Annotated in this window: 8 protein-coding genes and 3 pseudogenes; 5 read left to right on the top strand and 6 right to left on the bottom strand. The window is 37.3% G+C overall.

Going from position 1 to position 14,002, the window contains the following annotated elements; all coding sequences use genetic code 11:
* Positions 1-39: 39 nt before the first annotated feature.
* The 4 genes and pseudogenes from ilvC (at position 40) to Q5W13_RS22065 (ending at position 6,052) form a co-directional block, all read left to right on the top strand.
* Entirely contained in the window at positions 40-1,515 is a 1,476-nt protein-coding gene (ilvC, locus tag Q5W13_RS22080; protein ID WP_304444546.1) for a ketol-acid reductoisomerase, read from the top strand.
* 78 nt (positions 1,516-1,593) lie between these two features.
* Positions 1,594-2,847 (top strand): annotated as a pseudogene (gene ilvA / locus Q5W13_RS22075) (threonine ammonia-lyase).
* A gap of 148 nt (positions 2,848-2,995) precedes the next feature.
* Positions 2,996-4,576, top strand: a complete 1,581-nt coding sequence (locus tag Q5W13_RS22070) for an NADP-dependent glyceraldehyde-3-phosphate dehydrogenase (protein ID WP_304444545.1) — start codon at positions 2,996-2,998, stop codon at positions 4,574-4,576.
* Between the two features lie 276 nt (positions 4,577-4,852).
* The gene (locus Q5W13_RS22065) at positions 4,853-6,052 is read left to right on the top strand and encodes an MFS transporter (protein WP_304444544.1); all 1,200 of its coding nucleotides are present in this window, start codon (positions 4,853-4,855) and stop codon (positions 6,050-6,052) included.
* Positions 6,053-6,165: 113 nt separating this feature from the next.
* Here Q5W13_RS22065 and leuB read toward each other — a convergent pair whose 3' ends face one another.
* The 4 genes and pseudogenes from leuB to leuC form a co-directional block, all read right to left on the bottom strand.
* On the bottom strand, positions 6,166-7,221 hold the full coding sequence (gene leuB, locus Q5W13_RS22060; protein WP_155596618.1) for a 3-isopropylmalate dehydrogenase: 1,056 nt from the start codon (positions 7,219-7,221) through the stop codon (positions 6,166-6,168).
* 139 nt (positions 7,222-7,360) lie between these two features.
* A pseudogene (locus Q5W13_RS22055) lies at positions 7,361-8,873 on the bottom strand (hydroxymethylglutaryl-CoA lyase-like TIM-barrel protein).
* 128 nt (positions 8,874-9,001) lie between these two features.
* On the bottom strand, positions 9,002-9,598 hold the full coding sequence (leuD, locus tag Q5W13_RS22050) for a 3-isopropylmalate dehydratase small subunit (RefSeq protein ID WP_304444543.1): 597 nt from the start codon (positions 9,596-9,598) through the stop codon (positions 9,002-9,004).
* 38 nt (positions 9,599-9,636) lie between these two features.
* Positions 9,637-11,051: pseudogene (leuC, locus tag Q5W13_RS22045) on the bottom strand (3-isopropylmalate dehydratase large subunit).
* Positions 11,052-11,370: 319 nt separating this feature from the next.
* On the opposite strand from leuC, the gene Q5W13_RS22040 reads away from it, so the two are divergent.
* The gene (locus tag Q5W13_RS22040; RefSeq protein ID WP_304444542.1) at positions 11,371-12,360 is read left to right on the top strand and encodes a DUF8473 domain-containing protein; all 990 of its coding nucleotides are present in this window, start codon (positions 11,371-11,373) and stop codon (positions 12,358-12,360) included.
* Positions 12,361-12,460: 100 nt separating this feature from the next.
* On the opposite strand, the gene Q5W13_RS22035 is transcribed toward Q5W13_RS22040, so the two are convergent.
* Complete coding sequence (locus tag Q5W13_RS22035) at positions 12,461-12,859, bottom strand: DUF3592 domain-containing protein (protein ID WP_304444541.1); 399 nt, start codon at positions 12,857-12,859, stop codon at positions 12,461-12,463.
* A gap of 126 nt (positions 12,860-12,985) precedes the next feature.
* Positions 12,986-13,264 carry an immunity protein Tsi6 family protein gene (locus tag Q5W13_RS22030; protein WP_304444540.1) on the bottom strand — a complete coding sequence of 93 codons (279 nt, stop codon included), beginning with the start codon at positions 13,262-13,264 and terminating at the stop codon, positions 12,986-12,988.
* Positions 13,265-14,002 lie beyond the last annotated feature (738 nt).

Genomic DNA, 14,002 nt, shown 5'->3' with positions numbered 1-14,002 from the left:
AAAATGGCTTTGGAGGGAATTTAAAAACACGATTGAAAAATGGCAAATTACTTTAATACATTATCGTTGAGAGATCAACTGAAGCAATTGGGCAAATGTAGGTTCATGGATGCTTCAGAATTCGCCGATGGTGTATCAGCTTTAAAAGGAAAAAAAATAGTTATTGTTGGTTGTGGAGCCCAAGGTTTGAACCAAGGTTTAAACATGCGCGATTCAGGCTTGGATATCGCTTATGCCTTGCGTGACGCTGCAATTAAAGAAAAAAGACAATCGTTTTTAAATGCTAGCGAAAACGGATTTACTGTTGGTACGTACCAAGAGTTGATTCCAAGTGCCGATATGGTTATTAACTTAACTCCGGACAAGCAACATACAGCTGTAGTTAAGGCTGTAATGCCATTAATGAAAAAAGGAGCTACATTATCTTATTCTCATGGTTTTAACATCGTTGAAGAAGGTACTCAAGTTCGTGAAGATCTTACAGTAATAATGGTAGCGCCAAAGAGTCCGGGTTCTGAGGTTCGTGAAGAGTATAAAAGAGGTTTTGGTGTTCCAACTTTAATTGCGGTACACCCAGAGAATGATCCAGAAGGAAAAGGTTTGGAGCAAGCTAAAGCATATGCAGCCGGTACAGGTGGGCATAGAGCTGGTGTTCTTGAGTCTTCTTTTGTTGCTGAAGTAAAATCAGATTTAATGGGTGAGCAAACTATCCTTTGTGGATTGTTGCAAACAGGAAGTATTCTTTGTTTCGATAAGATGATCGAGAAAGGTATTGATGCTGGTTATGCTTCTAAATTGATTCAATACGGATGGGAAACCATTACTGAAGGAATGAAGTACGGTGGTATCACTAACATGATGGACCGTTTGTCTAATCCTGCAAAAATCAAAGCTTTTGAACTTTCAGAAGAATTAAAAGATATCATGCGTCCACTTTTCCAAAAGCATATGGATGATATTATGACTGGTCATTTCTCAAAAACAATGATGGAAGACTGGGCCAATGACGATAAGAACTTATTGACTTGGCGTGCAGAAACTGGCGAAACCGCTTTTGAAAAAACTCCTGCAGGTGACGATAAAATCTCTGAGCAAGAATTTTATGACAATGGCGTATTAATGATCGCTATGGTTAGAGCTGGTGTTGAATTGGCTTTTGAAAGCATGACAGAGTCTGGTATTATTGGTGAGTCTGCTTACTATGAGTCATTACACGAAACTCCGCTAATCGCTAACACTATAGCAAGAAAGAAATTGTTCGAAATGAACCGTGTTATTTCAGATACTGCTGAATACGGTTGTTATTTGTTTGATCATGCTTGTAAGCCTCTATTGACTGACTTCATGAAGAAAATTGATACAGACGTTATTGGTAAAGCATATGCTGCCGGTAAAGGTAATGGTGTTGATAACGCTAAATTAATTACTGTGAACAAGGCACTTCGTGATCACGATGTAGAAATTGTAGGTGCAAGACTTCGTGCATCGATGACGGCAATGAAGCCGATTGTATAATTTATAAAACAGCCCTGTCCGGTTTTTTTGCTCTTCCAGAATATAAGGAAGTTGAAAATCTAGACAGGGTTTTTTAATATGACATATTTTCCTAAAATATCGGATATAAAAAAGGCGGCTGCTACCATCGCAGAGGTCGCTACGGTTACTCCGCTAATGTCCAGCATACGTTTGTCAAAAGCGTATGATTCCAATATACTTCTCAAGAGAGAAGATTTACATAGAGTGCGTTCGTATAAAATACGAGGGGCATTTAACAAAATTAGCTCGCTTTCGGAAAAGGAAAGAGCAAACGGAATTGTTTGTGCCAGTGCAGGTAATCATGCCCAAGGAGTAGCTTTTGCTTGTAACCATTTAAAAATTCTTAAGACGATATACATGCCATCCGTAACCCCTAAACAGAAAGTTGAGCAAACTAGATTGTTTGGAGGGGAATGGGTAACGATAGTTTTGGAAGGAGATACTTTTGACGACTCTTCAAAAAGTGCTAGAACATTCTGCGAAAGCAATAAGAAAACGTTTATTCATCCTTTTGATGACCCTAAAGTGATAGAAGGTCAAGGTACTGTAGGCTTGGAATTGTTAGATCAATTTCAGGAATCTATAGATTACATATTTGTGGCAATTGGTGGCGGAGGACTGGCTTCTGGTCTAATCGGAGTATTTAAAGAACTATCGCCAAATACCAAAATTATAGGAGTAGAGCCAGAAGGTGCTCCTTCTATGAAGACCTCCATAAAAAACAATAGGAATACAGAACTTTCTAAAATCGATAAATTTATTGATGGTGCTGCGGTTCAAAAAGTGGGTGATCTAACTTTTGAAATCTGTAAAAATGGACTTCATGATATGGTTACCGTTGCAGAAGGAAAGGTGTGTCAGACTATTTTGGACCTTTACAATAGAGATGCTATAGTTGTTGAACCAGCAGGTGCTTTGACTATTTCTGCTTTAGATGCTTTTGCTGAAGAAATAAAAGGTAAAAATGTAGTTTGTATCCTTAGCGGAAGTAATAACGACATCACTAGAACAGCGGAAATAAAAGAGCGTGCGCTGCTTTACGGTCAGCTCAAACACTACTTCATAGTTAGGTTCCCGCAAAGACCATAAGGTGCTTTGAAAGAATTTGTGGCAGAGATTTTAGGTCCTGATGACGATATTACCCATTTTGAATATTCTAAAAAATCGAGTAGGGAGAATGCTCCTGCCATTGTGGGTATAGAGTTAAAAAGTCCTGAAGACCTTCAGCTTTTAGTTCAACGTATGAAAGCAAATAATTTTTATGGAGATTATTTGAACGATAAGCCAGACCTTTTTCAATATTTGGTTTAGGGTTTCACAATTTCTAGCTCTTTTATGAAATTGTAGCTAATTGTCTGTATTTAGTTTTCTCAAAAATAAGCTCTGATTTCATAATTATGTATTTTCGTATAACTACTATTTGTAGCCATCATATCTATTATAATAAACCCTTCTTAAAATGACAGCAATACCTAAAGAATACGAAATTGACCAGACAATAAATCAAAAAAAATATTTGGTTAATGGCGAACTGAAAACATGGGAAGGCAATACTACCGAGGTATTTTCAACTATATCCTCAACAGAAGAATATAAGCCTACATTATTAGGTAGCATTCCTGACATGGGAGAACCTGCAGCCCTTGAGGCTTTGGATTCTGCTATGGGAGCCTACAAAAGAGGGCAAGGGGTTTGGCCTACTATGCATGTAAAAGACCGTATTGAGTGTATGGAAAATTTCGTGCGTCAAATGAAGACCAAGCGCGAGATTATTGTAAAACTTTTGATGTGGGAAATTGGTAAATCTTTACCGGATAGTCAAAAGGAGTTTGATCGTACGGTAGATTATATTAATGATACTATTGAAGAATATAAAGAACTAGACCGTAATTCTGCCAAGTTTCAAAAACACGATGGTGTTTATGCGCATATAAAAAGAGGACCATTAGGTGTTGTATTATGTCTAGGGCCTTATAATTATCCGCTTAACGAAACATTTGCTTTGTTGATACCTGCCATAATAATGGGTAACACGGTTATTTTTAAACCTGCAAAGCATGGCGTTTTATTGATTACACCGTTACTAGAAGCTTTTCAATCTTCCTTTCCAAAAGGAGTGGTGAATATTATTTTTGGTAGAGGTAGAGCCGTTGCTGCACCAATTATGCAGACCGGTAAAATTGATGTACTTGCATTAATAGGAAATAGTAAATCTGCGAATGCACTACAAGAGCAGCATCCAAAAAGTAACCGTTTGCGTTTGGTTTTAGGATTGGAAGCAAAAAATCCTGCAATTATTCTTCCGGATGCTGATTTGGATTTGACAATAGATGAATGTATAGCTGGTACATTGTCTTTTAATGGACAAAGATGTACGGCACTTAAAGTGATTTATGTTCATGAAGATATTAAAGACGAATTTTTAAAACGTTACTCAAAAAGAGTGGACGAATTGAAATTCGGGAATCCATGGGAAGACGGAGTTAAATTAACGCCGTTGCCAGAGCCAAGTAAACCAGCCTATATTCAAGAGTTAATAGATGATGCTATTGAAAAGGGTGCTAAAATATTAAACAAAAAAGGAGGTCAGAAATTCGATAATTATATTTGGCCAGCGGTACTTTTTCCTGTAAATAAAGACATGAGAGTTTATCAGGAAGAGCAATTTGGACCGGTTGTGCCTGTTCTTTCGTTTTCTGACATTGAAGAACCATTAAATGATATGGCCGAAAGTAATTATGGTCAGCAGGTAAGCCTTTTTGGTAAAGACGTCTATGCGCTTTCACCATTAATAGATACGCTTGTTAACTTGGTTTGTCGCGTAAACTTAAATAGTTCTTGTCAACGTGGACCGGATATGTATCCGTTTACTGGAAGAAAGGATTCAGCTCAAGCAACATTGAGTGTTCATGATGCCTTGCGCTCTTTTTCTATACGGACTTTTGTCGCTTTTAAGGATAATGATTTGAACAATGAGACTATTCAACAGTTGTTGGAGGCTAAGTTGTCTAACTTCGTGAGTACGGATTATATTTTGTAATCTATCCCGTTAAACTACGAATGCACAAAGGTTTCTATCATAGCTTTGTGTATCTTTCAAGGTTTCTCTTGAAACGCTAACATAAGTTTAAAGTATAAGATTTTACCCCTATTTATAGGGGTATTCTTTTTTATGGGTAATTATGAACATAAATCTGATAATCGCGCATATTTTTAATTGATTTTCTCGCCATACCTTTGTTTAAAATTTTTGTTAATTTTTAATGTAAGTTCCAAATCTTACAAATAATATTGTTTAACTAAAAAGGTGTGTGCTATGAAAACAAACACAGCAAACAGAAAAGCGCTAATAGCTTTAGCGATAGGAGGTTTTGGTATTGGGTTAACGGAATTCGTTATAATGGGAATTCTTCCAGATGTAGCCAAAGGATTGAATATTACCATTCCACAAGCAGGTCATTCAATTGCAGCATACGCGTTAGGTGTAGTTGTTGGTGCTCCCTTATTAACAAAAGTAGGGGGTAAGTTAAATTCACGTACCGTTCTATTATTATTAATGGGTTGGTTTACTGTATTTAATACGCTTTCCGGTTTTTCGGATAGTTACACTACCTTATTAATTACTCGGTTTCTATCTGGCCTTCCACATGGTGCCTTTTTTGGTATAGGCGCTGTAGTTGCCGGTAAATTGGTGAAAGCAGGAAAATCTGCTCAAGCAATTGCCGTAATGTTCTCAGGGTTGACCATTGCAAACGTTATTGGTGTGCCAACCGGAACTTATATAGGACACCATTATGATTGGAGTTTATCTTTCTTTATGGTGGGAATTGTTGGGTTTATGGCGATTTTAAGTGTGCTTTTTTGGATGCCAAAAATAGAACCAGAGCTTCCCAAAGCGCGATCAAAAGAGAATAAAGGTTTGAGAAATGGCGAATTATGGGCGCTTATTGCATTAACTACTATAGGTACAGGAGGCTTTTTCGCTTGGTATAGCTATATAGCCCCTTTGGTAACCGATATTGCGGGAATGGGAGAAAACATGGTCAGTTACGCCATGATTTTGGCCGGTCTTGGTATGGTGGTCGGTAATTTCTTAGGAGCAAAAATGGCTGAGTGGTTCGCACCGTTAAAGGCAGTAGCTATAAGTTTGAGTTTTATGGTGCTTTTATTACTTATCAATGCGGTAGTAGCAAAAAACCCACAGATATTATTGATTATGACTTTCTTGATGGGGTTGGCTTCTTTTACGGTGTCTACACCTATACAGATGGCGATAATAAATACCTCTAAAGGAAATGAAATGCTGGGATCATCAATGAACCAAAGTGCTTTTAATATGGGAAATGCTTCTGGAGCTTATTTGGCGGGACTGCCAATAGCATATGGATATAGTGTTGTTTATTCCGGAATTGTAGGTGCTATGCTGGCAGGAACTGGTGTGGCAATGGCTATAGGTATCCTTGTATATAGAAGACAAAGAGCTAATAAATACAGAAAATTGGCTTATAATAGCTAAATCTGGGATAGAAATTCACTTAACAAGTGAGGGCCGAATCACACAGTTAAAATGATATAAAAAAAACCTCCCAAGTTAACTTGGGAGGTTTTTTTGCTAATATAAATATGTTATTAAACGTTCTTGGCCAACCAATCACCAACTTCGCTTGTCTTGTATGCTTTAGCATCTTCTGAAAGGTCTTCGGTTACGATGCCTTCAGCTAAAGATTTGTTTACCACACGACGGATATCTTCCGCTTCTTGTTGAAGACCAAAATCTTCAAACATCATAGCTGCAGAGAGTACGGTAGCCAATGGGTTAGCAATGTCTTTTCCTGCTGCTTGTGGATATGAACCGTGAATAGGCTCGTATAATTTTGTTTTCTCTCCAACAGAAGCAGAAGGCATTAAGCCCATAGATCCTGAAATCACAGAAGCTTCATCGGTTAAAATATCTCCAAAAAGGTTTTCAGTAATGATTACATCGTATCCTTTAGGCCATTGTACCAATCTCATGGCTACGGCATCAACAAATTCATAAGAAACTTCAACTTCTGGATAGTCTTTTTCCATAGCTTGTACAGTCTCTCTCCATAAACGGGAAGATTCCAGAACGTTAGCCTTATCAACACAACAAAGTCGTTTTGAACGAGTCATTGCCATTTCAAAACCTTTTTTTGCCAAACGCTGAATTTCTGCGCGAGTATAGGTCATGGTGTCAAAAGCGGTGTTACCATCATCTTTTCTTCCGCGCTCTCCAAAATATACACCACCTGTTAATTCACGAAGAATTATCAAATCGGTACCTTCTATACGTTCGCGTTTTAAAGGCGACTTGTCAATTAAAGATGGGAAAGTAAAAGTTGGGCGTACATTGGCAAAAAGACCCAATTTTTGTCTCATTTTCAATAAACCTTGCTCCGGACGAACTTTCGCAGAAGGGTCGTTATCAAACCTTGGGTGACCAATAGCTCCAAAAAGAACGGCATCTGCATTAGCGCAAATTTCGTGAGTGTCATCTGGGTAAGGCTCTCCAACGGCATCAATAGCGGCAGCACCTGTTAATGCAGGTTTCCAGCTAATTTCATGCTTATATTTTGTTGCGATAGCATCGCAAACTTTTACGGCTTGGTCAATAACTTCGGGGCCGATTCCATCTCCGGCCAATAGTGCAATGTCTAGTTTCATTCTTTTTGCTTTACGCGGCACACTGTGCGCTTTTTTTTAATCTTTTTTTTTCTTCAAATTCTTTTGCTCTGCAGTATTCAAAAGCCCTTAGAGCAATATTTCAGTTATTAGCTTAATTCCTTTTCTAGAAACAGCTTAATTAAATAATATTGAGCATCTTTTCAGTCGCTTTAATCGCAGATACCGTTTGATCGGAATCCAAACCACGGGTAATAAACTCCTCGCTTTTGTTTTGCCATGTAATAATGGTTTCACAAAGTGCATCAGAATTACTTATGGGGTATTCTAACAACGTAATCAATTAAATTGGGTAACTCTATTTTTTTAGAAACGTAAAGTTTACGAAGTGCGTTCATAAAAGCATCATACTGTCCATCTCCTTGTGCATGTGCTTCTAAAAGCTCACCATTTATTTCTAAAGAAACCGTTGTTGACGGTCGTAATCCCATAGAGTGGGTGAGTACGTATGATTTTATAAAAACCTTTTGTTGATGATTTCCGCTATCTAAAATATCGGAAATAATATAAGGTAAATCTTCTTTGGTTACTCTTTCTTTTTTGTCGCCTAACTCAATAATTCGTTGGGTAACTTTTTTAAGCTCATCATCATTTAAGGTAAGCCCAAGTTCTTGAAGATTCTTCTGTATGTTTGCTTTACCAGATGTTTTACCTAGTGCGTATTTACGTTTTCTTCCAAAACGCTCTGGTAATAAATCATTAAAGTAAAGGTTGTTTTTGCTATCTCCATCAGCATGTATTCCTGCAGTTTGGGTAAATACGTTATCGCCAACAATTGGTTTGTTGTATGGTATGCCAACTCCAGTAAAAGCAGAGACCAACTTACTTACTTTATATAGCGAAGATTCACTTACATTAATTTTTACATCGGTCAAAAAATCATGGATAACGGCAACCACGCTCGCCATAGGAGCATTACCTGCTCGTTCACCCATTCCGTTAACGGTAAGGTGAAGACCATGACAACCGGCTTTTACGGCTTCCATAACATTTGCTACACCAAGGTCATAATCATTATGGCCGTGAAAGTCAAAATGAGTATTTGGGTAACGCGCAACAATCTCCGTGATAAAGTCGAAAGTTTCTGTGTGTGTTAGTATGCCTAACGTATCAGGAAGCAAAATACGTTTTATAGGTTGTTGTGTTAGAAAATCCAGGTATTGAAAAACGTACTCTTTTGAATTACGCATGCCATTACTCCAGTCTTCTAAATAAACATTGGTGTCAATGTTGTTCTCTGAAGCAAGTGCTATAGTTTTTTCAATATCCGAAAAGTGTTCTTCGGGTGTTTTTTTAAGTTGATGGGTGAGATGGTTCAGTGAACCTTTGGTAAGCAAGTTCTGGACTTTAGCGCCTGCTTTTTTCATCCATTCTATAGAAACGCCGCCGTCTACAAAGGTGAGAACCTCTACTTTGTTAACACAATTTTCTTCTGCAGCCCATTTTACAATTTGCTTAACGGCTTCTAATTCACCATCAGATACCCTTGCTGAGGCCACTTCAATGCGGTCTACCTTTAGTTCTTCTACAAGAAGTTTGGCCAACGTTAGTTTTTCCGAAACCGAAAAAGATACTCCTGAGGTCTGTTCCCCGTCCCGAAGGGTGGTATCCATGATTTCCAGCTTTCTTTTCATTTGATCCAGAGTTTCTTTAGAACTATATATTAAGATTGATTTTTGTCGCGTATTATGAAAAAGGATAACAATCTGCTGATGTTAATATTCAACAGATTGTTATCTCTTTTTTACTCCCTGTAATTGACTTATAAAGGTCTGTCGGAAGCGAATTCTTTAATTTCTTCTGAAATATTCAATAGGTAGTCTATATCATCAAACCCATTTAACATGTTCGCTTTTTTGTAAACGTTAATGTCAAAAGGCTCAGATTCTCCACTTCCTTCAATAGTAATGGTTTGTTCCGGTAAGCTCACTTCAAAAGTAGCTTTTGGATCGGCTTCAATGGCTTTTAAGATTTTGTCTAGAAACTCGGCACTTACCTGAACAGGTAAAACACCAATGTTCAAACAGTTGTTTCTGAAAATATCCGCAAAGAAGCTAGATACCACAACACGGAATCCGTAATCATAAACAGCCCAAGCAGCATGCTCACGAGAAGAACCAGAACCAAAGTTCTTTCCTCCAACTAAAATTTTACCGCTGTAGGTAGGATTGTTTAGTACAAAGTCTTTCTTTTCCGTACCATCACTGTTATAGCGCCAATCTCTAAAAAGATTATCGCCAAAACCTTTACGTTCAGTAGCCTTTAAGAATCTTGCAGGTATAATTTGATCGGTGTCCACATTCTCTATAGGAAGAGGTACTGCCGATGATTTTAATGTATTGAATTTATCGTATGCCATAATTTCAAATTGTAAGCTGAATTTAGATATAAATAAGGTTAGGCGGTTTCAAGTTCCATTAACTCCCTTGGATCCGTAACTTTCCCGGTAACGGCAGCTGCAGCAGCAACTAGGGGACTAGCTAAAAGAGTTCTTGAGCCGGGTCCTTGTCTACCTTCAAAGTTTCTGTTAGAAGTACTTACCGCATATTTACCGGCAGGTACTTTGTCATCGTTCATTGCTAAACAAGCAGAACAATAAGGCTCGCGAAGTTCAAAGCCAGCTTCGTTTAAACTAGCTAACAGACCTTCGTCCTTAATGGCTTTTTCAACTTGGTGAGAACCAGGAACCAACCATGCCGTAACATTAGGTGCTTTTGAGCGTCCTTTTACCAAGGATGTAAACAATCTAAAATCTTCAATTCTTCCGTTCGTACAGCTTCCCAAGAAAACAAAATCGATAGGTTTACCCATCATACTATCGCCTTCACTGAAGTTCATGTACTGCAACGATTTTTTATATGTAGCAACACCGCCTTCTACAGCATCCGCTTGCGGAATACCATTAGAAATTCCGATGCCCATACCTGGTTAGTACCGTAAGTAATCATCGGTTCTATATCGGCTGCGTTAAAAGTAATTTCTTTGTCAAATTCTGCTCCTTCTTCTGTAGGTAGCGTTTCCCAGTAGGCCATAGCCTTGTCCCATGCTGCGCCAGCTGGTGTAAACTCTCTTCCTTTTACATATTCAAATGTCTTCTCGTCCGGAGCAATCATACCTCCACGAGCACCCATTTCAATACTAAGGTTACAAACGGTCATACGACCTTCCATAGTCATATCGCGAAAAACCTGACCGGCATACTCAACAAAATAGCCTGTAGCACCAGAAGTGGTTAATTGAGAAATGATATATAAGGCAACATCCTTAGGTGTAACTCCTCTACCTAAACTACCTTCAACATTAATTCGCATACTCTTTGGCTTGGTCTGCATAATACATTGTGTAGCCAAAACCATTTCTACTTCTGAAGTACCAATACCGAAAGCAATAGCTCCGAAAGCACCGTGGGTAGAAGTGTGTGAGTCACCACAAACAATAGTAGCACCATATTGTGTAATACCGTATTCAGGACCTACAACGTGAACAATACCATTCTTTTCGTGGCCAAGACCCCAATATGAAATACCAAATTCATTTGAGTTTTCCTCTAACATGCGCAACTGATTTGCGGAAAGAGGATCAGCAACAGGTAAATGTTGGTTGATAGTAGGCGTGTTATGATCTGCCGTAGCAAAGGTTTTTTCAGGGTGTAGCACTTTAATGCCTCTGTTTTTTAAACCTAAAAAAGCAACGGGACTCGTTACTTCATGCACTAAATGGCGGTCTATAAACAATACATCTGGTCCGTTCTCTATGTGTTGTACCACATGCGAATCCCAAACTTTATCGAATAATGTCTTTTTTGTATTCATTTTATTTAAATTCTAAGCTCACAAATCTAACGAAAGTGGGCGTTATTAAGAAACTATTGTAGTTGAAAATTACGACGTTCAACTTATGTAATTCCAAATATTTTGTGTTCTACAAGTCGATAAAATGCATATTTTAAGATGGGGGTTTTTTAAATAAAATATTTCATCGGTAAAAGGGAGTGTTTTTAATCAGGTTAACGAAATTTGAATCAGGATAACGAAAAAAGTATCTAAGCTAAATAAGAGGTTATATTTTTGTACTGCTATATGGTTAAATGGCAAGGTCTATTATCCCAAATGACCTTAAAACCTACTTCTTATGAGACTGAATTCTATATTTTTCATTTTATTCATTGCATTTACTTCAATAGCAATGAGGGCAAATAATTTGCCAATACCTGTGCACGTAAATGAAAGTATAACCATTACGTTATTTTTTCCTTCAGAAATTAAAAGGGTAATAGAACCCGCGCCTCATTATAAGTTCGTTTATGAGCCAAACGGAAGAATGGCAACCCTCGTTGCTAGAAAAGGAGCGGCCAGTAATCTTACGGTAATTACAAAGGATGGTAGTATTTATTCGTTTTTACTACAATACGATACCGAAGTCAATAATTTCACCTACATGTTGGCTGAAGATCAAGCAATAGGAAAAATGAATGGTTCTAGTGTTGTTGCGGTAAGTGCTAAAAATATAGAGCTAAACACTCATGACGAAAATGCTGATGACCAAAAGCTTATTGCAAAAACGGAACCTGATGCCTCGGAAAATCCATTTTTAAAAGAAAACGGGAGTACTAAGAAAAAAGAAAAGGCTAGTTTAAAAGCTAGTAACCCTACTGTAGAAGAAACACCTGAAATTGCCGGAAGTAGTCTATATAACTCGGATAGGGAAGGGTACTATCAGATTTTTTGCGAAAATAGTTATAAACAAAAAACGCGATTCAAAAAAAGCTCAAACACGATAAATTTAATAGGGTTGCATCTAAACAATATTATTAAGGACCACAACGACCTGCATTTTGTATTAGAGGTAAAAAATGATTCATGGACCGATTATAAGGTAAAGTCATTGAAATTTTTCATCAAATCTCCGGATGGAAATCACGAAATAGAAATAGAAGAGCTGTTTATTTATAATCTCCAAGAATCCATTGCGGCGCATAATGGCAATCACCTTGTTTTTGTTTGTAAAGACTTTGCTCTGGGCAAAGGTCAAAATATTTACGTGTTGCTTGAAGAGGAGGAGGGCAGAGAACGCTCTGTAATGTTAAGTTTAAGTGCCGAACAGATTAATCGTAGTAGATAAGCTACAGTACGTTAAAGCATGATAATCGGGTTTGTTCTAGCTTCTTTTGCAGAGCCGTTTAGGTTGGTTTAGTTGAATTTTTGATAAGCCAGCGCAACACTTAAGAGGCATCTCCACCAAATTTGTTTCTAAAATTATAAAGCGAAATTAAGATGCCCGCACCAATTAAGAGGTAAAGTCCGTACGATTGTAAAAAAGAAGTTTCCGGAGATTTTGCCAAGGTAGGGTTTGCCGGGTCATAATAGACCGTTACTGTATCATTAACCGATTTCAAAGTACCAACAAAAGGGATAGCCAACAATTCTACCCTACTTTGATATGGATTACCATCTTCTCCGGTGTAGGAAACTGTAGCAAAAGACCTAGTTCCTCTTGCTTTTATATTGTTGTGTATTTCGGTAATCTTAGCCTCGGCCTCAATCCAGTTTTGAGAAGAGTCTTGAGCACTGATGGGCCAATAAAGTAGGGTGGACAAAAGAAATAGTAGGGATGTTTTCATTAGGGCGTCTTGTTTATACAAATATGCACATCATTTTGGAATTTTAGATAGTTTTAATAGTTGTTTCTTACTCGGTAGGGCACTGGTTACGAAAGAGCGATGGCGGTAGTGTATTAAAGTTCTTTGTTACAGTTTTCCTTTATTCATTAAATTTACTATTTCAACTACTTCATAAATTAAGTTAGCAAATTCTTCATGCTCGGTTTCAAATTCGCGTACAGCGTAAATACCAATGGTCAAACTTTTTAATTTTTCTCTATTATTGGGATTTTGAAGAGCTTCTATAATATATTGCAGTTGTATTCTAGTCGAAGCTATAGGTTTCCACTTTGAATTATCAGAGTAAATGTCAAAAGTTTTTTTGATAGTCTTTTCTAAAGTTTTTATGGCTTCTTTTTTAGTCATAAAACAGAACTAATTCTTTTAAATAAACTTCTCTGGCTAATACATCAATCCAGTTCACGGCAGCAAAAGAAAAAAAATATGTTGCTGTAGGATTTTTAAACTTGTATTTTTTGCCCATTGTCTAAAAATACAAAAGCTATCTAAATGTTTAGCAAGCTTAGTTTGTTGTTTCTTACTCTGGACGGCACTCGTTGCAAACAAACGCTAGCGAGGGAATATCCAATTTAGTTAAAAAAATTTTTTCTATTATCTTCTTGATTTTTTTTCGAAAAATTCTTTTTAACCTCTAAAAGGTAATTGTATGTTTTGTCATATACAGAACTATCACACTTAATTTTTAAAAGTTCTTTTTTTGTATATTCAGAACTGCTCAGAATGAACATGCCGCTCTCGTATTTCAAAATTGCCTTGTCAATGTCGACCCCTCCTTTTCCTAGATTCATTCCACATGAATAAGTATAGGTAAGTCTAGTGTTAGAAATATTCAAAAAACCACATTTTTTTTTTTAACAAAAATTTGTAAGTAAGCACCATTTTCATCTTTGTCAAAAGATTTTATATAAGGTGAACAGAATATAGTTAGTATAAGTATTATTTGCATGATATTTCCAAAGATTTTATTTTTTTCGATAAAGATTTAGGAGTGACCCATTTGTACCAAGGCATTTTTATGTCATCGATACCTGCCGCTCTGGCTGCCCCGCTAGCGCTCGTTTGTAACGAGTGCCGTCCCAGTTG

This window comes from Zobellia laminariae (assembly GCF_030553095.1).
Taxonomy (GTDB): domain Bacteria; phylum Bacteroidota; class Bacteroidia; order Flavobacteriales; family Flavobacteriaceae; genus Zobellia; species Zobellia laminariae.
This window is presented reverse-complemented; position numbering and strand designations above follow the sequence as displayed.